Source organism: Bacillus thuringiensis (genome assembly GCF_001595725.1).
GTDB lineage: Bacteria > Bacillota > Bacilli > Bacillales > Bacillaceae_G > Bacillus_A > Bacillus_A thuringiensis_K.
Map to the genome: position 1 here is coordinate 32501 of NZ_CP014282.1, position 21769 is coordinate 54269.

The following is a 21769-nucleotide window of genomic DNA, read 5'->3' on the forward strand; positions in this document are numbered from 1 at the left end:
GGAAGCTCCTTATGGAGCGAAGTCTTTGATTCCCCGCTGCCAAGAAAAGCTTCTAGCGAGATAAAAGGTGCCTGTACCGCAAACCGACACAGGTAGGCGAGGAGAGAATCCTAAGGTGTGCGAGAGAACTCTGGTTAAGGAACTCGGCAAAATGACCCCGTAACTTCGGGAGAAGGGGTGCTTTCTTAACGGAAAGCCGCAGTGAATAGGCCCAAGCGACTGTTTAGCAAAACACAGCTCTCTGCGAAGCCGTAAGGCGAAGTATAGGGGGTGACACCTGCCCGGTGCTGGAAGGTTAAGGAGAGGGGTTAGCGTAAGCGAAGCTCTGAACTGAAGCCCCAGTAAACGGCGGCCGTAACTATAACGGTCCTAAGGTAGCGAAATTCCTTGTCGGGTAAGTTCCGACCCGCACGAAAGGTGTAACGATTTGGGCACTGTCTCAACCAGAGACTCGGTGAAATTATAGTACCTGTGAAGATGCAGGTTACCCGCGACAGGACGGAAAGACCCCGTGGAGCTTTACTGTAGCCTGATATTGAATTTTGGTACAGTTTGTACAGGATAGGCGGGAGCCATTGAAACCGGAGCGCTAGCTTCGGTGGAGGCGCTGGTGGGATACCGCCCTGACTGTATTGAAATTCTAACCTACGGGTCTTATCGACCCGGGAGACAGTGTCAGGTGGGCAGTTTGACTGGGGCGGTCGCCTCCTAAAGTGTAACGGAGGCGCCCAAAGGTTCCCTCAGAATGGTTGGAAATCATTCGTAGAGTGCAAAGGCATAAGGGAGCTTGACTGCGAGACCTACAAGTCGAGCAGGGACGAAAGTCGGGCTTAGTGATCCGGTGGTTCCGCATGGAAGGGCCATCGCTCAACGGATAAAAGCTACCCCGGGGATAACAGGCTTATCTCCCCAAGAGTCCACATCGACGGGGAGGTTTGGCACCTCGATGTCGGCTCATCGCATCCTGGGGCTGTAGTCGGTCCCAAGGGTTGGGCTGTTCGCCCATTAAAGCGGTACGCGAGCTGGGTTCAGAACGTCGTGAGACAGTTCGGTCCCTATCCGTCGTGGGCGTAGGAAATTTGAGAGGAGCTGTCCTTAGTACGAGAGGACCGGGATGGACGCACCGCTGGTGTACCAGTTGTTCTGCCAAGGGCATAGCTGGGTAGCTATGTGCGGAAGGGATAAGTGCTGAAAGCATCTAAGCATGAAGCCCCTCAAGATGAGATTTCCCATAGCGTAAGCTAGTAAGATCCCTGAAAGATGATCAGGTTGATAGGTTCGAGGTGGAAGCATGGTGACATGTGGAGCTGACGAATACTAATAGATCGAGGACTTAACCATATAATATGAAGCAATGTTATCTAGTTTTGAAGGAATATGCCTTCATAGTTTGGTGATGATGGCAGAGAGGTCACACCCGTTCCCATACCGAACACGGAAGTTAAGCTCTCTAGCGCCGATGGTAGTTGGGACCTTGTCCCTGTGAGAGTAGGACGTCGCCAAGCAACTAAAAACACAAGTCATTTGACTTGTGTTTTTTTGTATTGTTAAAAAGAATAGGAAAGAAGTAATGGTAATACAAACACGTTGCCCAAGAGTTAATCATATTATATAAAAGATGGGTGTATATTTTTCTGTAAATTGTTAAGGATTAGAAGTATAAAATAGGTTCACTTAAATAGGGAGGGAAGGTTATGAAATTACAAAGTGAAGTTTGTATTGTTTGTGAGACAAAAAGAAAAGAAGGTATATATGTTTATAATAATTTAATATGCTATGAATGTGAAAAGGATATGGTGAATACAGAGACAGATGATCCGAAATATATACATTATTTAAAGCAGCTTCGAAAATTAGAAGTATCATATTTTTAAATAGGCATATGCCTATTATTTTTTTTGTTCTGTATAATAGATAGAGAATGAATAATAAGGAAGAGATGTAGATGAATCAAAATCGTATGCCTTTATATGAGGCGTTAATAGAGTTTAAAGAAAGAGGGCCGTTATCCTTTCATGTTCCAGGTCATAAGAATGGTTTAAACTTCCCTCAGGAGGCAATAAGAGAGTTTAAAGATATTCTATCTATTGATGTAACTGAGTTAGCAGGACTAGATGATTTGCATAGTCCGTTTGAATGTATAGATGAGGCACAACAATTATTGGCTGAAGTTTATAATACAAAGAGGAGCTATTTTTTAATTAATGGTTCAACAGTCGGGAACTTAGCAATGATTTTGTCTTGTTGCGGGGAACATGATATTGTTCTTGTACAAAGAAATTGCCATAAATCAATTATTAATGCTTTAAAACTTGCGGGAGCAAATCCCATTTTTTTAGATCCATGGATTGATGAAGCTTATAACGTACCGGTGGGAGTTCGTAACGAAATTATTAAGAAAGCAATTGAAAAGTATCCAAATGCGAAAGCACTCATTTTAACGCATCCTAATTATTATGGTATGGGTATGGATCTAGAGGCAAGCATCGCTTTTGCACATGCACATAAAATCCCTGTTTTGGTAGATGAGGCACATGGGGCACATTTGTGCTTGGGAGAACCATTCCCGAAGTCAGCATTAACATATGGTGCAGATATTGTAGTTCATTCTGCACATAAAACATTACCCGCAATGACAATGGGTTCCTATTTACATATAAATAGTCACTTAGTAGACGAAGAGAAGGTTACTACTTATTTAAGTATGCTACAATCTAGTAGTCCATCGTATCCAATTATGGCTTCCTTGGATATAGCACGCTTTACAATGGCGCGTATAAAAGAAGAAGGTCACAGTGAAATTGTTGAGTTTTTACGAAGATTTAAGGAACAATTACGTTCTATTCCCCAAATCGCTATTTTAGAATATCCGTTGCAAGATGAGTTAAAGGTCACCGTACAAACTCGTTGTCAGTTATCAGGGTACGAATTACAGTCTGTATTTGAAAAGGTCGGTATATATACAGAGATGGCTGATCCGTACAATGTCCTATTTATTTTACCCTTACAAGTAAATGAGGGATATATGAAGGTTATAGAGATGATCCGAGTAGCATTGCAACATTATGAGGTGAAAGACAAGAGGGAATCTATTCGTTATACTTATAAAGGTGAATTCTCTCTTTTACCGTATACGTATAAACAACTAGACGGATATGAAACAAAGATAGTATCTATAGAAGAGGCTGTTGGAATGATAGCGGCGGAAATGGTGATTCCGTATCCACCTGGAATTCCATTGATTATGTATGGAGAGAGAATTACTTCAGAGCATAAAGAGCAAATTATGTATTTAGAGAGAGCAGGAGCTCGTTTTCAAGGGAATACGAAATATATGAAAGTGTATGATATAGAAAGTGGGTTTTAGGATGAAGGGATTATTTGTAACAATTGAGGGCCCAGAAGGTTCAGGTAAAACAACGTTAATTAAAAGCTTATTGCCATATTTTGAACAAAAAGCACAAAAGGTAATGGCGACAAGGGAACCAGGCGGTATTGCAATTTCTGAGGACATTAGGACGATTTTACATAAACAAGAATATACGATGATGGAAGCACGTACAGAAGCGCTTCTTTATGCTGCTGCGCGCAGACAACATTTAGTAGAAAAAGTTATGCCAGCACTTAATGAGAACTACCTCGTGTTATGTGATCGTTTTATAGATAGCTCTTTAGCATACCAAGGCTATGCAAGAGGATTGGGTATGGATAAGGTATTTGAAATAAATCGTTTCGCAACAGAGGACTGTATGCCTAGTTTAACAATTTATCTAGACATTGAGCCTGAGGTTGGTTTGGCTCGGATTGAAAAAGATGCAGGACGTGAAGTAAATCGACTAGATATGGAAGATATCTCTTTCCATAAACGTGTGCGCGAAGGGTATTTACAAGTTGTAGAACGTTTCTCGGATCGTATTGTATTGGTAAATGCTGATCAGCCGATGGAAAAACTTATAGAAGAAGTTGTTCAGCTTATAGAAGATAAATTGTTATAATAGAAGGAAAGAATGAAATAAGTGAGGTATGCATTATGACGAAGACGTGGGAGCAGCTTTCTGCTATACAACCCATCGGTGTAAAAATGTTGATGAATAGCATTGCAAAAGAGCGTATATCCCACGCTTACTTGTTAGAGGGAGGGAAAGGGACAGGAAAGTTTGCGACAGCAATTCAAATGGCAAAGAGTTTCCTCTGTTCTGAGCGAAATGGGGTAGAGCCCTGCCATGTATGTACAAACTGTAAGCGAATTGATTCAGGTAACCACCCTAACTTACATATTGTAAAACCAGACGGATTATCTATTAAGAAGCAGCAAATTCATGATTTACAAGAAGAGTTTTCAAAAACAGGATTAGAAGCAAATAAAAAATTATATATTATTGAGCATGCAGATCGTATGACAGCAAATGCGGCAAATACACTTTTGAAATTTTTAGAAGAACCAAGTAGTGATACAACTGCTATTTTACTTACTGAACAAAGTCATCAAATTTTAAATACGATTTTATCTCGTTGCCAAGTTGTTACGTTTAGACCGTTACCTACGGAATCTTTAATTAGAAGATTACAGGATGAAGGGATTACAGCATCTTTATCGACACTTGCTGCTCAACTTACAAATAGTTTTGATGAAGCTTTAGCTTTATGTAGTGATGAATGGTTTGCACAAGCACGAGCTTTAGTGATAAAATTATGTGAAGCGCTCGAAAAAGATAAAACCTCTATTTTTTTTGTACAAGAAAAATGGGGAAAACACTTTGGAGAGAAAGAACAATTACAGCAAGGTTTAGATATGTTACTCCTTATTTATAAGGATTTATTATATGTTCAACTTGGAGAAGAAGATCGTCTTGTTTTTCATGAGCAGAAAGAGATGTTTGAATCGTTTTCCTATGCTCAGAAGCGCATTGTATCAGCTCTCTTTAATATATTAGAGGCAAAAAATAGAATCAACGCTAATGTAAATGCGCAGCTTGTGTTCGAACAGTTAGTGTTGCGGTTGCAGGAGGGATGACCGTTTTGTATGATGTAGTAGGTGTTCGCTTTAAGAAGGCCGGGAAGGTATATTACTTTGATCCAAATCAGTTCGATATCTCTGAAAATGAGTTTGTCATTGTAGAAACGGTAAGAGGTATTGAATACGGAAAAGTAGTTATTACCAAAAAACAAGTTGATGAAAACGACGTTGTATTACCGCTAAAAAAGGTTATTCGTATTGCAAATGAAAATGATCGTACCATTGTTGAAGAGAACAAACATGCTGCCAAAGAAGCATATCAAGTCTGTCAACAAAAGGTAGTAGAGCATAATCTTGATATGAAACTTGTAGATGTAGAGTATACATTCGATCGTAATAAGATTATTTTCTATTTTACTGCGGATGGTCGGATCGATTTCCGCGAACTAGTGAAGGACTTAGCCGCAATTTTTAGAACAAGAATTGAACTAAGACAAATTGGTGTTCGTGATGAAGCGAAGATGCTAGGTGGTATTGGTCCATGTGGTCGTATGCTTTGTTGTTCTACTTTTTTAGGGGATTTTGAACCTGTATCCATTAAAATGGCAAAGGATCAAAATTTATCATTAAATCCTGCAAAAATCTCTGGTTTATGTGGTCGCTTAATGTGTTGCTTAAAATATGAGAATGATGAATATGAGGCAGCAAAGGAACAACTTCCTGATTTAGATCAACGTATACAAACCCCGCATGGTACTGGCCGTGTTATCGGATTAAATATTTTAGAAAGATTAATTCAAGTGGAACTAGTAGACAAGGAACGGATAGTAGAATATACGTTAGATGAGTTAGTAAATAAAGGGGTCGTTTCGAGTCAAACCACAGATTAATGAGGTGGGTGCTTGTGGAGAAAAAAGATATTTTTGAATCGGTTTCTAGTATGGAAGAGCAAATTGGACATTTATACAAACAGTTGGGAGAGTTAAAACAGCATCTTGCAGAGTTGTTGGAAGAAAACCAGCATATAAAAATGGAAAATAACAATTTGCGACACCGTTTTGAAGAAGTGCAGAATAAAGAAAAACAAAAAACTCAAAAACGTAAAGAAGTGAAGCCGAAAACAGATATTGGTGAAGGCTATGACAATTTAGCGAGACTGTATCAAGAAGGTTTTCATATTTGCAATCTACATTATGGAAGTGTACGTAAAGAGGGAGATTGTTTATTCTGTCTGTCATTCTTAAATAAAAAGTGAAATTACCTTTCCAATTATAATTGGAAAGGTAATTTTTTATACATGAAATAGGGTAGGTTAAGGGTAAGAAAAGGAGCAGTATATGAATTTATATGAAGATGAACGTTTAGATTACTTATTAGCACAAGACATGAAGATTATACAAAGCCCATCAGTATTTAATTTTTCTTTAGATGCCGTTTTACTTGCAGATTTTGCATGGGTACCAATTCAAAAGGGGAATTTACTTGATTTGTGTACAGGTAACGCGGTTGTTCCCCTTCTATTAAGTACAAGAACAAAAGGAAATATTACTGGTGTGGAAATTCAAGAACGCTTATATGATATGGGAGTAAGAAGTGTTCAATACAATGGGTTGGAAGAAAGAATTCACCTCATACATGGAGATTTGAAAGATATGCCAGAGAAACTTGGGCGTCATCAATATGATGTTGTTACATGTAATCCACCATATTTTCAAACACCTCAAACTTCAGAGAAAAATATGAATGAACATTTAGCGATAGCTCGTCATGAAATTATGTGTACATTAGAAGATGTTGTATCTGCAAGTAGTCAGTTAGTAAAACAAGGTGGGAAAGTAGCGTTTGTACATCGTCCAGGGCGATTACTAGACATTGTCACATTAATGCGTAAATATAAAATTGAACCAAAGCGTGTGCAATTTGTTTATCCTAAGGTTGGAAAAGAAGCAAATACATTGTTAATTGAAGGAATTAAGGATGGAAATGCAGATTTAAAAATTTTACCACCTCTCGTTGTATATGAGAACAATAACGAATATACAAAGGAGCTACGTTCAATTTTATATGGAGAAGAATAAGCATTTTTTTTATGTGGTAGAGTGCTCTGATGGAAGTTATTATGCTGGATATACAAACCATATAGAAAAGAGAATTCAGACTCATAATAGCGGCAAAGGAGCTAGGTATACACGCGCCAGGCTTCCTGTCGTTTTAAAATATGTAGAGACCCACAATGATAAGCGTACAGCTATGCAAGCGGAGTATTACTTTAAGCAATTAACGAGAAAACAAAAAGAGGCATATATGCAAAAAGGAGAACGCTATGTGGCAACAAAAAAGCTTTCAACAAAATGAAAAGGGAGTTTTATATTTAGTACCAACTCCTATTGGAAATCTAGAAGATATGACATTTCGTGCAATCCGAATTTTAAAAGAAGTTGATTTAATTGCTGCTGAAGATACGAGACAAACGAAAAAACTTTGTAATTATTTTGAAATTGAAACACCTGTCACGAGTTATCATGAGCACAATAAAGAAGTAAGTGGGAAGAAACTATTAGAGAAATTAGAGGATGGAAAGAATATAGCACTTGTTAGTGACGCTGGTATGCCGTGTATTTCTGATCCAGGTTACGATATTGTTGTTGAGGCAGTAGCTGAGCAATACCATGTAATTCCGCTTCCTGGAGCAAATGCAGCCCTTACAGCATTAATTGCATCCGGCCTTGAAACACAGCAGTTTTATTTCTATGGTTTCTTGCAGAGAAACAAAAAGGAACGGAAGATGGAGTTAGAAAAGCTTCGTTATGTACAAACTACAATGATGTTTTATGAAGCGCCTCATCGTTTAGATGATACTTTAATTTCGATGCAGGAAGTGTTGGGAAATAGAGAGATTGTATTATGTCGAGAGTTAACGAAAAAATTTGAGGAATTTATTCGAGGAACAATCGAAGAAGCAATTGAGTGGACGAAGCAAAATGAAGTACGTGGTGAGTTTTGTATTTTAGTAGCAGGTTCAACAGAAGAACCAGCTCCAGAAGAACAATGGTGGGAATCTCTTTCGGTATATGATCATATTGAACACTATATAAATGAAAAAAGTATGAATTCAAAAGAAGCGATTAAAACAGTCGCTAAAGATCGAGATTTGTCGAAAAGAGATGTATATCAAATCTATCATGTCGATAAAAAATAAGCTTCTCATAATTGAGAAGCTTATTTTGCTGTTTCGATATAATCTTGAAGTTCGTTTAAGATTTGCTCAGCGCCTTCTTTGCTTAAGATGATTTTACCTTCAGCTAAAGAAAGGTTACCGTCAGATACTTCACCAGTTACTTGGCAAGTCATGTTTGGTTTATATTTCTTTAAGATGATTTTTTCGTCATCAACATAGATTTCAAGAGCGTCCTTTTCTGCAATACCTAAAGTACGGCGTAATTCGATTGGAATTACTACACGACCTAATTCATCAACTTTACGAACAATACCAGTAGATTTCATAATTTTTTTCCTCCTAAATAAATAGTTTATAAGTTTCGAGTCTATTTTTAGATTCGTCATTTTTCGACAAAATACCCTATGGACATATGATACCAATCATTTACATTTCCGTCAATTCTTAAATTCTATATTTTTTAAAAAGATTTATAGATTTCTTATTTCTTATATATAATAGATTGAGAGGAAATTCCACAATTATTTACGATATTTTCTGAAAAAATAATAAATTTAAAGTGGAGATTGTATATTTTTTTGAAATATGAGCAATAGATGATAAAGATATTGAGCATTAAGACCTAAATTTAAAATTAGGTTGGCGTAAAGAAGATAAATTAGATTTGGGCTGCTCGTAAAAGCCTAATTAATGTGGGCTAATAATTAGTGGGGAGGAACAAAAACCCTACTGATTAAAGTTTCACTTTATATATGAGTTTTTGATATACTGTTTATAAATACATATGAGGTTATTCGGGAGGTCCAAAACAATGACAGAGGAAAATAAGTCCTTTTATATTACTACCCCAATTTATTATCCAAGTGGAAAATTACACATTGGACATGCTTATACGACAGTAGCAGGAGATGCGATGGCACGATATAAGCGTATGCAAGGTTATAATGTGCATTATTTAACAGGAACTGATGAGCATGGACAGAAGATCCAAAAGAAAGCAGAAGAGTTAAATATTACGCCACAGGCATATGTTGATAACATTGTTTCAGGAATTAAAGAGCTTTGGGAGAAGATGGATATTTCTTATGATGATTTTATTCGTACAACTGAAGATCGTCATAAAGATGTTGTCGAAAAAATCTTTAAGCAATTAGTAGATCAAGGTGACATTTATCTTGATGAATATGAAGGTTGGTATTCTGTACAAGATGAGACGTTCTATACAGAGCATCAATTAGTAGATCCAATTATGGAAGGCGACAAAGTAGTTGGAGGAAAAAGCCCAGATAGTGGTCATGATGTAGAACTTGTTCGTGAAGAATCTTATTTCTTTAGAATGGGTAAATATGTCGACAGACTATTAAAATTCTATGAAGATAATCCACATTTCATTCAGCCGGAGTCTCGTAAAAATGAAATGATTAATAATTTTATTAAACCAGGATTAGAAGATTTAGCAGTTTCTCGTACTTCATTTGACTGGGGAGTTCGTGTTCCTGGTAACCCAAAACACGTTATTTACGTATGGGTTGACGCATTATCTAACTATATTACGGCGTTAGGTTATGGAACAGCAAATGAAGAGAAATATAAAAAATTCTGGCCTGCAGATGTGCATTTAGTTGGGAAAGAAATTGTTCGTTTCCATACAATTTATTGGCCGATAATTTTAATGGCATTAGATTTACCTCTTCCGAAGAAAGTCTTTGCTCATGGCTGGATTTTAATGAAGGATGGAAAGATGAGTAAGTCAAAAGGAAACGTAGTAGATCCAGTTACATTAATCGATCGTTACGGATTAGATGCATTACGTTATTACTTACTTCGTGAAGTTCCATTTGGATCTGATGGCGTATTCACACCAGAAGGATTTGTGGAGCGTATTAATTTCGACTTAGCAAATGACTTAGGTAATTTATTAAATCGTACAGTAGCTATGATTGATAAGTACTTTAACGGAGAAATCCCTGCATTTAAAGCAAATGTAACGGAATTTGATGAAACGTTAGTAGCGTTTGCACAAGATACTTTGAAAAAAGTAGAAGAAGCAATGGAGAATATGGAGTTCTCTGTAGCGTTAGGATCTATTTGGCAATTGGTTAGTCGTACGAATAAATATATTGATGAAACACAACCATGGGTATTAGCAAAAGATGAGAATGATCGTGAAAAGTTAGCTTCTGTAATGGCTCACTTAGCAGAAGTACTTCGTCAAACAGGTATTATGCTTATGCCATTCTTAACAGTAGCACCAAGCAAGATGTTTGCTCAGCTTGGCCTTACTGATGAAGCTCATAAATCTTGGGAAAGTCTATCTACAATTGGCTGCATTCCAGCTGGAACAAAAGTAGAAAAAGGAAACCCAATTTTCCCTCGTTTAGAAATGGAAGTGGAAGTAGAGTACATTAAAGAACAAATGAAAAGCTCTGCTCCTAAAGTAGAAGAGAAAAAAGAAGAAGAACCGAAGGCAGAAGAAATTACAATTGATGATTTCTTTAAAGTAGAATTACGCGTAGCTGAAGTACTATCTGCTGAACCTGTGAAAAAAGCAGACAAGTTGTTAAAAATTCAACTAGACTTAGGCACAGAAAAGCGTCAAGTTGTTTCTGGGATTGCAAAATTCTATTCACCGGAAGACTTAAAAGGTAAAAAGGTTATTTGTGTAACAAACTTAAAACCTGTAAAATTACGCGGTGAATTATCGCAAGGTATGATTTTAGCGGGTGAAGAGAATGGCGTATTGTCATTAGCATCAATTGACCAAAATCTACCAAATGGTACAAAAATCAAGTAATTAAGACAAGAAAAGAGATGTTTCACGTGTAACATGTGTGAAGCGTCTTTTTTCTTTTTACACTCTCTATTTTTGCATTAAGATTGTAGTATTGTTATCGTTAAGTTATTAAAGAACTTATTTTTGTAGAATAAACTTGATTTCAATATAAAAGGAGTTATGTATTATGTTGTTTGATACACATTCACATTTGAATGCAGAGCAATTCGAAGGAGATTTGCAAGAGGTTATTGCCCGAATGAAAGAAGCGGGAGTTACTTATACAGTTGTTGTTGGTTTTGATGAAGTAACGATAAAAAAGGCGATGGAATTAGCTGAAGCCTATGATTTTATTTACGCTGCGGTTGGGTGGCACCCAGTTGATGCAATCGACATGACAGAAGAACATTTAGCTTGGTTAGAAGAACTTGCTTCTCATCCTAAAGTCGTTGCACTTGGAGAAATGGGCTTAGATTATCACTGGGATAAGTCTCCAAAAGAAATACAGAAAGAAGTATTCCGTAAACAAATTGCATTAGCGAAAAAAGTAAAATTGCCGATTATTATACATAACCGCGATGCAACTCAAGATATTGTTGATATTCTAGAAGAAGAGAATGCAGCTGAAGTAGGAGGCATTATGCATTGCTTTAGCGGCAGTGTAGAGGTAGCAGAGCGATGTGTTGATATGAACTTTTTAATTTCGTTAGGTGGACCAGTTACATTTAAAAATGCTAAGAAGCCGAAAGAGGTTGCTACGGAGATTCCATTAGAGAAATTGTTAATAGAGACGGATTGTCCGTATTTAACGCCGCACCCATTTCGAGGGAAACGAAATGAACCGAGTTATGTAAAACTCGTAGCAGAAGAAATTGCGAATTTAAAAGGAATTTCTTATGAGGAAGTAGCAGAAATGACAACTAAAAATGCAAAAGTTTTATTTGGTGTTGAATAAAAAGAACGGGGGAACCTGTTCTTTTTTATTTTGAGAAAAACTAGTAGAAGTGATGAAGAAAATAAATGTGAATGATGAAGTGTTACAATAAGGACAGAGAACAAAGATTTTTCTATTCTATTTTTTAAAATATAAGAATGGGGAAAATAATAATGGAAAAGTCGTCATTTTTTTGTTTTACTAAGTAGAGACGAAATGAGTGTGGAGGCAAGCATGAAAATAAAAGAGATTATCGTTGTAGAAGGTAAAGATGATACAGTTGCGATTAAGCGTGCTGTTGATGCGGATACAATTGAAACGAACGGTTCAGCAATCGGTGATCATGTTATTGAGCAAGTTAAATTAGCGCAACAAAAAAGGGGCGTTATTATTTTTACAGATCCGGATTATCCTGGAGAGCGTATTCGAAAAATTATTTCTGACAAGGTTCCTGGCTGTAAGCATGCCTTTTTACCGAAGGAAGAAGCGCTTGCTAAAAGGAAAAAGGGTGTCGGGATTGAACATGCTTCTAATGAGTCGATTCGCCGTGCTCTAGAGAATATACATGAAGAAATGGAAGCTTACACAAGTGAAATTAGTTGGAGCGATTTAGTCGATGCAGGCTTAGTGGGCGGAGAAATGGCAAAGAGCCGCAGAGAAAGAATGGGTAAGCTATTAAAGATTGGTTATACAAATGCAAAACAGTTACATAAACGATTACAGATGTTTCAAGTTTCAAAGGAATCATTTGCAGAAGCTTATAAGCAAGTAATACAGGAGGAAAAAAAATGAAGGATATCGCAACGCCAAATCGTACAAAAGACATTGTTGAAAAGTATGGATTTTCATTCAAAAAAAGTTTAGGACAAAACTTTTTAATTGATACAAATGTATTAAATCGTATTGTCGATCATGCAGAAATTGGTTCAGAAAGTGGTGCAATTGAAATTGGACCAGGTATTGGTGCATTAACAGAGCAATTAGCGAAGCGTGCTAAAAAAGTAGTGGCTTTTGAAATTGATCAAAGACTATTACCAATTTTAGATGAGACGTTAGCGCCATATGGTAACGTTACAGTTATTAATAAAGACGTACTAAAAGCAGATGTACATGAAGTATTTAATGAGCAATTTGAAGAAGGACAAGATGTAATGGTAGTAGCTAACTTACCATACTATATTACAACGCCAATTTTATTTAAATTGCTTGAAGAAAAGTTACCAGTTCGTGGATTTGTTGTTATGATGCAAAAAGAAGTTGGAGATCGTTTAGCTGCTAAACCTGGAACGAAAGAGTATGGTTCTTTATCGATTGCCATTCAGTATTATACAGAGGTTGAAACAGTTATGACTGTACCGCGTACAGTGTTTGTACCACAGCCAAATGTTGATTCTGCAATTATCCGCCTTCTAAAGCGTCCTAAACCGGTTGTAGAGGTGAAAGATGAAACGTTCTTCTTTGAAGTAGTACGAGCAAGTTTCGCACAGCGCCGTAAAACTTTAATGAATAATTTATCAAATAATTTAAATGGTTTCCCGAAAGATAAGGAGTTATTGGATCGAATTTTAACAGAAGTAGGAATTGATCCAAAGCGAAGAGGCGAAACGCTATCTATTGAAGAGTTTGCAACATTAAGTAATGCATTAGTTCTTCATAAATTATCATAAGAATATGAAAGGGACAGTTCAAGTTGAACTGTCCCTTTTGTCACCTTTCTCTCTCTAAATTCATACTTTAAAAACAGGTAAGATGGCCTAATGAGTTTGGAGGTAGGAGAATGGTTTTACATGTTGGAGAATTAGTGGAACGATATTCTCATAAGAGGGATATTCTTTTTCGTATTATAGAAATAAAAGGCGAGATAGCTATATTGTTTGGAGAGGAAATTAGACTGGTGGCGGATGCGCCACTTGAAGATTTAATTAGTATAGATCAAAGAGAACATAAAAAAAGGGTGAAGCGTGAGAAAGAAACAATGGAGCGCACGTACCGTTTGTTTCAACAAGATTATGTGCTGATGAAACAAAGGCATGAACATACTTCAACTGGTGGATATACAAGTGAGGTGAATTATTTTCAAATGCCGGGACGTGTATTGCATATAGATGGAGACCCTTTATATTTGCGCAAGTGCTTAGATTTATATAATAAAATTGGCGTTCCTGTTCAAGGTATTCATTGTAAAGAAACGGAGATGCATGAAAAAGTAGTAGACTTAATAGATCACTTTCGCCCAGACATTCTCGTTATTACAGGGCATGATGCATATACAAAATCAAAAGGAGTGAAGGGAGATTTAGCGGCATATAGGCATTCAAGGCATTTTGTACAGGCTGTTCGTGAAGTGCGAAAAAAATATCCATCATTGGATCAACTTGTTATTTTTGCTGGGGCATGTCAATCACATTTTGAGGCACTAATTCGTGCAGGGGCCAATTTCGCTAGTTCACCATCTAGAATTAATATTCATGCACTAGATCCTGTATATGTAGTTGGTAAAATTAGTTTTACTTCATTTATGGAGAGAGTCAATGTATGGGATGTCGTACGTAATACAATTACTGGTGAAAAGGGACTAGGTGGAATTGAAACGAGAGGGATTTTACGAACGGGATTACCTTTTCAACATTATGAAGAGTAAGCAGGGTACATATGTATCTTGCTTTTTTGTATGGAAGGATTTAAATGAATTTGGATAAAAAGAGGCAAGAACGTACAGACTACGTAATGATACTTTTACAATATAGTATTTCTTCTATCTATTCAAACGCAGGATGATATTAGCTGTGAATCGCGGTTAATAATTAGGATAGATATATCGTGCTTTAAGTGTTCAATCTAAATTACAGCGAGGTGTAGCGAAGTATATGTCAAAACGTTTAGATGAAATTAAAAGCGAATTAGATCACCATCTTGGACAGCGACTTATGTTAAAAGCAAATAGTGGAAGAAGAAAAACTGTGGAGCAATCAGGTGTACTAGCAGAAACATACCGTTCCGTTTTTGTTGTACAATTGGATCAACAAGAAGATGCGTTGCAACGTGTATCTTATAGTTATGCAGATGTTTTAACAGAGACAGTAGAGTTAACATTTTATGGAGACCCTCATAATGAGGTCATTTTATAATCCGTATATCATTACATATATTCCCAGAAATGAAAAGCTATATTATTTTGCATACTAACTATACCGTAGCAAAATAAGGAGGGACTCTGCATTGAGTAGACGAAGAGGTGTCATGTCAAACCAATTTAAAGAAGAGCTAGCAAAAGAGCTTGGCTTTTATGATGTTGTTCAGAAAGAAGGATGGGGCGGAATTCGTGCGAAAGATGCTGGTAACATGGTGAAACGTGCTATAGAAATTGCAGAACAGCAATTAATGAAACGAAACCAGTAGTTGTAAGATACTTTCTATGCTACGGTAGCCGAGGAGACATTCCTCGGCTTTTTGTACTCTAAAAGGTGCCATCATTTTACATAAGTAGTTTCATTCTGAATGCTTTTCGTTATAATTAGGGAAGTGTCATCGTCTTACTATAAATTTATGGTAAAATAAACGATAAAAGATTGAGTACATAGAGTGGGTGAATAGATTGAAGCTACTAGTGAAAGCACCAGCAAAGATTAATCTGTCGTTAGATGTACTGGGAAAAAGACAAGACGGATATCATGAAGTGAAAATGATTATGACAACCATTGATTTAGCAGATCGTCTAGAACTAACGGAATTAGCAGAAGACCGTATTGAAATTTTATCCCATAATAGGTATGTCCCAGACGACCAACGAAATTTAGCTTATCAGGCAGCGAAATTATTAAAAGAGAAGTTTAATGTAAAAAAAGGTGTATCTATTACTATTGAAAAAACGATTCCAGTAGCAGCTGGATTAGCAGGTGGAAGTAGTGATGCAGCAGCGACATTACGTGGTCTTAATAAATTATGGAATTTAGGGCTTACAATTGATGAGTTAGCAGAGCTTGGCGCAGAAATTGGATCAGATGTATCGTTCTGTGTATACGGCGGCACAGCAATTGCCACTGGAAGAGGAGAGAAAATTGAGCATATAAAGACTCCGCCTTCTTGTTGGGTTATTTTAGCGAAACCACATATAGGTGTATCTACTGCTGATGTGTATGGAAATTTAAAGTTAAATCGAGTTACACATCCAAATGTAGATAAAATGGTTGATGTCATAAATTCTGGTGATTATAAAGGAATTTGTGATACTGTTGGTAACGTTTTAGAAGATGTAACATTTGGAATGCATCCTGAAGTTGCCCGTATTAAATCACAGATGAAGCGATTTGGAGCGGATGCTGTATTAATGAGTGGAAGTGGTCCAACTGTATTTGGACTTGTACACCATGATTCACGAATGCATCGCATTTATAACGGATTAAAAGGATTTTGTGAACAAGTCTATGCGGTACGTTTATTAGGAGAGCGAGAAACGCTTGAATAAAGACGTATAATACGTTATGATTTGTTTAGAATATTCGTGATTTGAGGTGAGAGTATGAAAATTAGAAGAAGTACAAGATTAGTCGATATGACTTATTACTTGCTACAAAACCCTCGTCAGCTAGTATCTCTCACTTTTTTTGCTGAAAGGTATCAATCGGCTAAGTCTTCCATTAGTGAAGATTTAGTTATTATTAAGCAAACGTTTGAACAACAAGGGGTCGGCACATTGCAAACGATACCAGGAGCAGCAGGAGGAGTGAAATATATACCGTATATAAGTGAAGAAGAGGCAGATCTAATTATTGATGAGCTTTGTGGCTTATTTGAAAACCCAGATCGTATTTTGCCTGGTGGTTACTTATACATGACAGATTTATTGAGTAATCCTCGCCATATTAATGGCGCAGGTCGTTTGTTTGCTTCTGTTTTTGCTAGGCAACCAATTGATGCAGTTATGACGGTGGCAACGAAGGGGATTCCACTTGCTTATGCAGTGGCAAATTACTTAGATGTACCAGTTGTAATTGCAAGAAAAGATAATAAGGTAACAGAAGGTCCGACTGTTAGTATTAACTATGTGTCGGGTTCTTCTAAACGAATTCAAACAATGACGTTAGCAAAACGCAGTCTTCCAGAAGGGTCGAATGTTTTAATTATTGATGACTTCATGAAAGCTGGCGGAACAATTCAAGGTATGATGAGTATGTTAGAAGAGTTCAAGGCTAATGTTGTTGGTATTGGTGTATTAGTAGAATCCACAGATATTGAAGAACGACTAATTAATAATTTTGTATCATTAATTCGTCTATCGGAAGTTGATGTGAAAGAAAAAACGATTCAAGTGGAAAAAGGGAATTATTCTCTTGCACCATTTGATGAAGGGCTTGTAGAGGCGGAATAAAAGATAGAGCAGATAGCTCTATCTTTTTTTATTTTATTTATAGATTATAAAATAGATGGACAAACTGCCTTTCGTACACTATTTTTAAAGAGTAAAATAAATAATAAAAGGGTGAAAAGTATGAAAGTTGTTCAAACAAGCAAGGCACCACAAGCAATTGGACCTTATTCACAGGGGATTATTGTAAATAACATGTTCTATAGCTCAGGACAAATCCCATTGACGGCAAATGGGGAGCTTGTAACAGGAGATGTAACAGTACAAACAGAACAAGTATTTCAAAATTTACAAGCGGTATTAGAGGAAGCGGGTGCTTCATTTGATACAGTCGTAAAAACAACAGTATTTTTAAAGGACATGGATGATTTTAATGCTGTAAATGAAGTGTATAGCTCTTATTTCTCTACTCATAAACCAGCTCGATCTTGTGTGCAAGTAGCAAAATTACCGAAAGATGTTTCCGTTGAAATTGAAGTAATTGCCCTAGTTAAGTAACCTTTTGTAAGCGATAACCTCCGCTAATCTCTATATTCAACTACATTAAAAATTTTTATCTTAAAAATTTTTAAAAAATTAAAGGGAAAATAGAAAATTTGTGGAATTTATACAAATATATCGCTTATTTAGAAAAGGGTGGTGAACACAAGATGGAAGTGACTGACGTAAGATTACGCCGCGTAAACACAGAAGGCCGCATGAGAGCAATTGCCTCTATTACTCTAGACCATGAATTTGTTGTTCATGATATTCGTGTAATTGATGGTAATAATGGATTATTTGTAGCAATGCCAAGTAAACGTACTCCAGATGGAGAGTTCCGTGACATTGCACATCCAATTAATTCTGGTACACGCTCTAAAATTCAAGATGCGGTTTTAACAGAGTATCATCGTTTAGGCGAGTTAGAAGAGGTTGAGTTTGAAGAAGCAGGTGCTTCGTAAAATTCGAATGAAAAGGGCTTTTGACAAAAAGCCTTATAATTTTGTAGCAAACTCCTGTAAGCATTTACAGGGGTTTGTTTTTTTTGTTTTATATTTGGAAACTTCATAATTTATTAACATAAAAAGAAGAAACTACTAATTTTTTCAAAATCATTTTAAATAGTATAGCTTATTTCTTAAAAAAGATACTAAAGAGTAAAACATCTTATAAGAATTATGGTAAAATTTAATAGTTAAAATGTGTTTCTTGAAATATATGATGATTTAGGATAATATCTTTAATGGATAAATAGGTTGCGATGGAGGGTCTATATGTCAAACAGATTTGCAGTGATTCTAGCTGCAGGTAAAGGCACACGTATGAAGTCAAAGCTATACAAAGTGCTGCATCCTGTATGTGGAAAACCTATGGTACAACACGTAGTCGATCAAGTATCTCAATTAGGATTGCAGAAACTTGTAACGGTTGTTGGACATGGTGCTGAAATGGTACAAGAACAGCTAGGGAACGTAAGTGAATTTGCATTACAAGCAGAACAACTTGGTACAGCACATGCTGTAGATCAAGCTGCAAGTGTACTTGCAAATGAAGAAGGAACAACTTTAGTTATTTGTGGTGATACACCTCTAATAACTGCTGAAACAATGGAAGCATTACTTCAGCAACATAAAGAAGCAGGAGCAATGGCGACGGTGCTAACAGCATACATAGAAGAGCCTGCTGGATATGGCCGTATTGTTCGTAATGAGAATGGTCATGTTGAAAAGATTGTTGAGCATAAAGATGCAAATGAGAAAGAATTAGCTATTAAAGAAATCAATACAGGTACGTATTGTTTTGATAATAAGGCTTTATTTGCTTCACTTTCTAAAGTTTCAAATGATAACGTGCAAGGTGAATATTACCTTCCAGATGTTATTGAGATTTTAAAAAATGAAGGTCATATCGTATCAGCTTATCAAACAGAGCAGTTCGATGAAACGTTAGGTGTTAACGACAGAGTCGCTCTATCGCAAGCGGAAATTATTATGAAAAACCGTATCAACCGAAAGAACATGGTAAATGGTGTTACAATTATTGATCCAAGTAACACTTATATTTCTGCTGATGCAATTATCGGTAGCGATACAGTTCTTCATCCAGGAACAATTATTGAGGGGAACACTGTAATTGGTTCTGATTGTGAAATTGGACCGCATACAGTAATTCGCGATAGTGAAATTGGAGATCGTACGACAATTCGACAATCTACTGTACATGATAGTAAGCTTGGTACGGAAGTATCGGTTGGTCCATTTGCACATATTCGCCCAGATTCAGTTATTGGAGACGAAGTACGCGTTGGAAACTTCGTGGAAATCAAAAAAACTGTCTTTGGTAATAGAAGTAAAGCTTCACACTTGAGTTATATCGGGGATGCACAAGTTGGAGAAGACGTGAATCTTGGTTGTGGTTCAATTACGGTGAACTATGACGGTAAGAATAAATTCAAAACTGTGATTGGTAATGGGGTATTTATTGGATGTAATTCAAACCTTGTTGCTCCAGTAACAGTTGAAGATGGTGCTTATGTGGCGGCAGGCTCTACAATTACAGAGAATGTTCCATCAAAAGCATTATCGGTAGCACGTGCACGTCAAGTTAACAAAGAAGACTATGTTGATCAATTGCTGAATAAGAAAAAATCATAATAATGTGGAGGGTTAATCTAGATGTCGACTCAATATCTAAATTCTAATTTGAAAGTATTCTCTTTAAACTCTAATAAGGAACTTGCTGAGCAGATTGCAAAGCATATTGGAGTAGGACTAGGAAAATGTTCTGTTGATCGTTTTAGTGATGGAGAAGTTCAAATTAACATTGAAGAAAGTATCCGTGGTTGCGATGTATTCATTATTCAATCTACAAGCTTCCCAGTAAACGAACATATCATGGAATTACTTATTATGATCGATGCATTAAAACGTGCATCTGCGAAAACAATTAATATTGTTATTCCTTACTATGGTTATGCGCGTCAAGACCGTAAAGCGCGTTCTCGTGAACCAATTACATCGAAACTTGTAGCAAACTTGCTTGAAACAGCAGGTGCAACTCGTGTAATCACTCTAGATTTACATGCTCCACAAATTCAAGGGTTCTTTGATATCCCAATCGACCACTTAATGGGTGTACCGATTCTTTCTGATTACTTTGAAACAAAAGGTCTTAAAGATATCGTAATCGTGTCTCCTGATCATGGTGGTGTAACTCGTGCAAGAAAAATGGCAGATCGTCTAAAAGCGCCAATCGCTATTATTGATAAGCGTCGTCCTCGCCCGAACGTTTCAGAGGTAATGAACATTATCGGTAATATTGAAGGCAAAACAGCGATTTTAATTGATGACATCATTGATACAGCTGGTACAATTACATTAGCAGCAAACGCTCTTGTTGAGAACGGTGCTTCTGAAGTATATGCTTGCTGTACACACCCAGTATTATCTGGTCCAGCAATTGAGCGTATTCAAAATTCAAACATTAAAGAGTTAGTCGTAACGAACTCTATTGTATTACCAGAAGAGAAGAAAATCGACAAAGTACATGAACTTTCAGTTGCTCCATTAATCGGAGAAGCAATCATTCGTGTATACGAAGAAGAATCTGTGAGTGTATTATTCAATTAATTGGATAGAATGAGACGTAACCAAAATTGGTTACGTCTTTTCGTATCGAAAAAAGAAAGTAGTGGTACAAGAATGAAATTGATAGTAGGACTTGGGAACCCAGGTAGAGAATATGAATTAACAAGGCATAATATTGGATTTATGGCCATTGATGAACTTGCGAAGCGTTGGAACATTTCTTTGAATGAACAAAAATTTAAAGGTGTATTTGGTGCAGGGTTTGTTAATGGAGAAAAGGTAATCTTATTAAAGCCGCTAACATACATGAATTTATCTGGGGAAAGTATTCGTCCACTCATGGATTATTATAAAATTGATGTTGAGGACTTCGTTGTTATGTACGACGATTTAGACATTCCTGTAGGTAAATTGCGTCTTCGCATGAAAGGTAGTGCCGGTGGACATAATGGTGTAAAGTCAACGATTTCGCACTTAGGAACACAAGAATTTCAACGTATCCGTATGGGAATTGATCGCCCGAAAAATGGAATGAAGGTAGTCGATTATGTATTGGGACGCTTTACATCTGAAGAGATTCCGGATGTTAACCATTCTATTGAAAAAGCAGCGGATGCATGTGAAGAGTGGCTAAATAAGCCTTTTCTTCAAATCATGAATACTTTCAATAGTTAAAAATGAGATTGGGAATATTTCTCTTTTGTTTTACCCATACTAGTAGTAATTGAATTTTTAGGAGGCTAGTATGGAAGGGTATTATTATTGCAGACACTGCGGAGGTAATGTAGGCTCCATTAACGCAGAAAAAGTATATAGCGACGTTTTATTTCAACTAACGGAGCAAGAAGTAGTAGAAATGATTCATTTTCATGAGAATGGAAATATATATATAAAAACGATTTGTGAATCGTGTCAAGAAACGCTCGCATCTTATCCTGAGTATTATGAGTATGAAAAATTTCTGCAATAAAATGTTGTCGCTTTGGCATGTCC

25 protein-coding genes and 2 rRNA genes (1 of these 27 only partly in view) are annotated in these 21769 nt (G+C 36.7%); 26 read left to right on the top strand and 1 reads right to left on the bottom strand.

Going from position 1 to position 21769, the window contains the following annotated elements; translation table 11 throughout:
* The 11 genes from AXW78_RS00165 to rsmI form a co-directional block, all read left to right on the top strand.
* Positions 1 to 1341, top strand: a 23S ribosomal RNA gene (locus AXW78_RS00165) (it extends 1575 nt beyond the left edge of the window).
* 48 nt (positions 1342 to 1389) lie between these two features.
* A 5S ribosomal RNA gene (gene rrf, locus AXW78_RS00170) occupies positions 1390 to 1505 on the top strand.
* Positions 1506 to 1694: 189 nt separating this feature from the next.
* Entirely contained in the window at positions 1695 to 1874 is a 180-nt protein-coding gene (locus AXW78_RS00175; RefSeq protein WP_000776279.1) for a sigma factor G inhibitor Gin, read from the top strand.
* A gap of 71 nt (positions 1875 to 1945) precedes the next feature.
* The gene (locus tag AXW78_RS00180) at positions 1946 to 3367 is read left to right on the top strand and encodes an aminotransferase class I/II-fold pyridoxal phosphate-dependent enzyme (RefSeq protein ID WP_061883700.1); all 1422 of its coding nucleotides are present in this window, start codon (positions 1946 to 1948) and stop codon (positions 3365 to 3367) included.
* A gap of 1 nt (position 3368) precedes the next feature.
* Entirely contained in the window at positions 3369 to 3995 is a 627-nt protein-coding gene (gene tmk / locus AXW78_RS00185; RefSeq protein ID WP_000677219.1) for a dTMP kinase, read from the top strand.
* Between the two features lie 35 nt (positions 3996 to 4030).
* Complete coding sequence (gene holB, locus AXW78_RS00190; protein ID WP_000169564.1) at positions 4031 to 5014, top strand: DNA polymerase III subunit delta'; 984 nt, start codon at positions 4031 to 4033, stop codon at positions 5012 to 5014.
* Between the two features lie 5 nt (positions 5015 to 5019).
* Positions 5020 to 5847: a PSP1 domain-containing protein gene (locus AXW78_RS00195; RefSeq protein ID WP_000272429.1), complete on the top strand. Its 828-nt coding sequence runs from the start codon at positions 5020 to 5022 to the stop codon at positions 5845 to 5847.
* A 14-nt stretch (positions 5848 to 5861) separates the two neighbouring features.
* The gene (gene yabA, locus AXW78_RS00200; RefSeq protein WP_000412063.1) at positions 5862 to 6212 is read left to right on the top strand and encodes a DNA replication initiation control protein YabA; all 351 of its coding nucleotides are present in this window, start codon (positions 5862 to 5864) and stop codon (positions 6210 to 6212) included.
* A gap of 82 nt (positions 6213 to 6294) precedes the next feature.
* Positions 6295 to 7035, top strand: coding sequence for a tRNA1(Val) (adenine(37)-N6)-methyltransferase (locus tag AXW78_RS00205; protein ID WP_001055366.1), 741 nt, complete (start codon positions 6295 to 6297; stop codon positions 7033 to 7035).
* Positions 7022 to 7312 carry a GIY-YIG nuclease family protein gene (locus AXW78_RS00210; RefSeq protein ID WP_000414352.1) on the top strand — a complete coding sequence of 97 codons (291 nt, stop codon included), beginning with the start codon at positions 7022 to 7024 and terminating at the stop codon, positions 7310 to 7312. Before AXW78_RS00205 ends, AXW78_RS00210 begins: the two co-directional genes overlap by 14 nt.
* Complete coding sequence (gene rsmI / locus AXW78_RS00215) at positions 7281 to 8156, top strand: 16S rRNA (cytidine(1402)-2'-O)-methyltransferase (RefSeq protein WP_000267817.1); 876 nt, start codon at positions 7281 to 7283, stop codon at positions 8154 to 8156. The genes AXW78_RS00210 and rsmI overlap by 32 nt, the downstream gene beginning before the upstream one ends.
* A 20-nt stretch (positions 8157 to 8176) precedes the next feature.
* Here the strand turns inward: rsmI and AXW78_RS00220 are convergent, their stop codons facing one another.
* A complete protein-coding gene (locus AXW78_RS00220; protein ID WP_000843036.1) occupies positions 8177 to 8461 on the bottom strand; it encodes a transition state genes transcriptional regulator AbrB in 285 nt (94 codons plus the stop codon).
* 485 nt (positions 8462 to 8946) lie between these two features.
* Between AXW78_RS00220 and metG the strand changes: the two genes are divergently transcribed.
* From metG to AXW78_RS00295, 15 genes are all read left to right on the top strand, one after another.
* Complete coding sequence (gene metG, locus AXW78_RS00225; protein WP_000134143.1) at positions 8947 to 10929, top strand: methionine--tRNA ligase; 1983 nt, start codon at positions 8947 to 8949, stop codon at positions 10927 to 10929.
* Between the two features lie 166 nt (positions 10930 to 11095).
* Positions 11096 to 11863: a TatD family hydrolase gene (locus AXW78_RS00230; protein ID WP_000895851.1), complete on the top strand. Its 768-nt coding sequence runs from the start codon at positions 11096 to 11098 to the stop codon at positions 11861 to 11863.
* Between the two features lie 213 nt (positions 11864 to 12076).
* Positions 12077 to 12634: a ribonuclease M5 gene (rnmV, locus tag AXW78_RS00235; RefSeq protein WP_000692835.1), complete on the top strand. Its 558-nt coding sequence runs from the start codon at positions 12077 to 12079 to the stop codon at positions 12632 to 12634.
* Positions 12631 to 13509: a 16S rRNA (adenine(1518)-N(6)/adenine(1519)-N(6))-dimethyltransferase RsmA gene (gene rsmA, locus AXW78_RS00240; protein WP_000651547.1), complete on the top strand. Its 879-nt coding sequence runs from the start codon at positions 12631 to 12633 to the stop codon at positions 13507 to 13509. Before rnmV ends, rsmA begins: the two co-directional genes overlap by 4 nt.
* A gap of 110 nt (positions 13510 to 13619) precedes the next feature.
* Positions 13620 to 14483 carry a sporulation peptidase YabG gene (gene yabG / locus AXW78_RS00245; protein WP_000242868.1) on the top strand — a complete coding sequence of 288 codons (864 nt, stop codon included), beginning with the start codon at positions 13620 to 13622 and terminating at the stop codon, positions 14481 to 14483.
* A 226-nt stretch (positions 14484 to 14709) separates the two neighbouring features.
* On the top strand, positions 14710 to 14970 hold the full coding sequence (gene veg, locus AXW78_RS00250) for a biofilm formation stimulator Veg (protein ID WP_000044347.1): 261 nt from the start codon (positions 14710 to 14712) through the stop codon (positions 14968 to 14970).
* A 91-nt stretch (positions 14971 to 15061) separates the two neighbouring features.
* On the top strand, positions 15062 to 15241 hold the full coding sequence (gene sspF, locus AXW78_RS00255; protein WP_002094215.1) for an acid-soluble spore protein SspF: 180 nt from the start codon (positions 15062 to 15064) through the stop codon (positions 15239 to 15241).
* 196 nt (positions 15242 to 15437) lie between these two features.
* Positions 15438 to 16307: a 4-(cytidine 5'-diphospho)-2-C-methyl-D-erythritol kinase gene (gene ispE / locus AXW78_RS00260; protein ID WP_000772104.1), complete on the top strand. Its 870-nt coding sequence runs from the start codon at positions 15438 to 15440 to the stop codon at positions 16305 to 16307.
* Positions 16308 to 16361: 54 nt separating this feature from the next.
* Complete coding sequence (gene purR / locus AXW78_RS00265) at positions 16362 to 17210, top strand: pur operon repressor (RefSeq protein WP_000702466.1); 849 nt, start codon at positions 16362 to 16364, stop codon at positions 17208 to 17210.
* Between the two features lie 120 nt (positions 17211 to 17330).
* A complete protein-coding gene (locus tag AXW78_RS00270; protein ID WP_000869815.1) occupies positions 17331 to 17705 on the top strand; it encodes a RidA family protein in 375 nt (124 codons plus the stop codon).
* A gap of 152 nt (positions 17706 to 17857) precedes the next feature.
* On the top strand, positions 17858 to 18151 hold the full coding sequence (spoVG, locus tag AXW78_RS00275) for a septation regulator SpoVG (RefSeq protein WP_000454041.1): 294 nt from the start codon (positions 17858 to 17860) through the stop codon (positions 18149 to 18151).
* A 312-nt stretch (positions 18152 to 18463) separates the two neighbouring features.
* The gene (gene glmU / locus AXW78_RS00280; protein ID WP_000071039.1) at positions 18464 to 19843 is read left to right on the top strand and encodes a bifunctional UDP-N-acetylglucosamine diphosphorylase/glucosamine-1-phosphate N-acetyltransferase GlmU; all 1380 of its coding nucleotides are present in this window, start codon (positions 18464 to 18466) and stop codon (positions 19841 to 19843) included.
* Positions 19844 to 19864: 21 nt separating this feature from the next.
* The gene (locus AXW78_RS00285) at positions 19865 to 20818 is read left to right on the top strand and encodes a ribose-phosphate diphosphokinase (RefSeq protein ID WP_000107420.1); all 954 of its coding nucleotides are present in this window, start codon (positions 19865 to 19867) and stop codon (positions 20816 to 20818) included.
* A 72-nt stretch (positions 20819 to 20890) separates the two neighbouring features.
* Entirely contained in the window at positions 20891 to 21451 is a 561-nt protein-coding gene (gene pth / locus AXW78_RS00290; RefSeq protein ID WP_000767702.1) for an aminoacyl-tRNA hydrolase, read from the top strand.
* 70 nt (positions 21452 to 21521) lie between these two features.
* The gene (locus tag AXW78_RS00295; protein ID WP_000399438.1) at positions 21522 to 21746 is read left to right on the top strand and encodes an anti-sigma-F factor Fin family protein; all 225 of its coding nucleotides are present in this window, start codon (positions 21522 to 21524) and stop codon (positions 21744 to 21746) included.
* The last annotated feature ends 23 nt before the right edge of the window (positions 21747 to 21769 follow it).

Bases quoted from the DNA above. Each gene is read 5' to 3' on its own strand.
- AXW78_RS00175 (WP_000776279.1), top strand. From the start codon at position 1,695: ATGAAATTACAAAGTGAAGTTTGTATTGTTTGTGAGACAAAAAGAAAA.
- AXW78_RS00180 (WP_061883700.1), top strand. From the start codon at position 1,946: ATGAATCAAAATCGTATGCCTTTATATGAGGCGTTAATAGAGTTTAAA.
- tmk (WP_000677219.1), top strand. From the start codon at position 3,369: ATGAAGGGATTATTTGTAACAATTGAGGGCCCAGAAGGTTCAGGTAAA.
- holB (WP_000169564.1), top strand. From the start codon at position 4,031: ATGACGAAGACGTGGGAGCAGCTTTCTGCTATACAACCCATCGGTGTA.
- AXW78_RS00205 (WP_001055366.1), top strand. From the start codon at position 6,295: ATGAATTTATATGAAGATGAACGTTTAGATTACTTATTAGCACAAGAC.
- AXW78_RS00210 (WP_000414352.1), top strand. From the start codon at position 7,022: ATGGAGAAGAATAAGCATTTTTTTTATGTGGTAGAGTGCTCTGATGGA.
- rsmI (WP_000267817.1), top strand. From the start codon at position 7,281: ATGTGGCAACAAAAAAGCTTTCAACAAAATGAAAAGGGAGTTTTATAT.
- AXW78_RS00220 (WP_000843036.1), bottom strand. From the start codon at position 8,461: ATGAAATCTACTGGTATTGTTCGTAAAGTTGATGAATTAGGTCGTGTA.
- metG (WP_000134143.1), top strand. From the start codon at position 8,947: ATGACAGAGGAAAATAAGTCCTTTTATATTACTACCCCAATTTATTAT.
- AXW78_RS00230 (WP_000895851.1), top strand. From the start codon at position 11,096: ATGTTGTTTGATACACATTCACATTTGAATGCAGAGCAATTCGAAGGA.
- rnmV (WP_000692835.1), top strand. From the start codon at position 12,077: ATGAAAATAAAAGAGATTATCGTTGTAGAAGGTAAAGATGATACAGTT.
- rsmA (WP_000651547.1), top strand. From the start codon at position 12,631: ATGAAGGATATCGCAACGCCAAATCGTACAAAAGACATTGTTGAAAAG.
- yabG (WP_000242868.1), top strand. From the start codon at position 13,620: ATGGTTTTACATGTTGGAGAATTAGTGGAACGATATTCTCATAAGAGG.
- veg (WP_000044347.1), top strand. From the start codon at position 14,710: ATGTCAAAACGTTTAGATGAAATTAAAAGCGAATTAGATCACCATCTT.
- purR (WP_000702466.1), top strand. From the start codon at position 16,362: ATGAAAATTAGAAGAAGTACAAGATTAGTCGATATGACTTATTACTTG.
- AXW78_RS00270 (WP_000869815.1), top strand. From the start codon at position 17,331: ATGAAAGTTGTTCAAACAAGCAAGGCACCACAAGCAATTGGACCTTAT.
- spoVG (WP_000454041.1), top strand. From the start codon at position 17,858: ATGGAAGTGACTGACGTAAGATTACGCCGCGTAAACACAGAAGGCCGC.
- glmU (WP_000071039.1), top strand. From the start codon at position 18,464: ATGTCAAACAGATTTGCAGTGATTCTAGCTGCAGGTAAAGGCACACGT.
- AXW78_RS00285 (WP_000107420.1), top strand. From the start codon at position 19,865: ATGTCGACTCAATATCTAAATTCTAATTTGAAAGTATTCTCTTTAAAC.
- pth (WP_000767702.1), top strand. From the start codon at position 20,891: ATGAAATTGATAGTAGGACTTGGGAACCCAGGTAGAGAATATGAATTA.
- AXW78_RS00295 (WP_000399438.1), top strand. From the start codon at position 21,522: ATGGAAGGGTATTATTATTGCAGACACTGCGGAGGTAATGTAGGCTCC.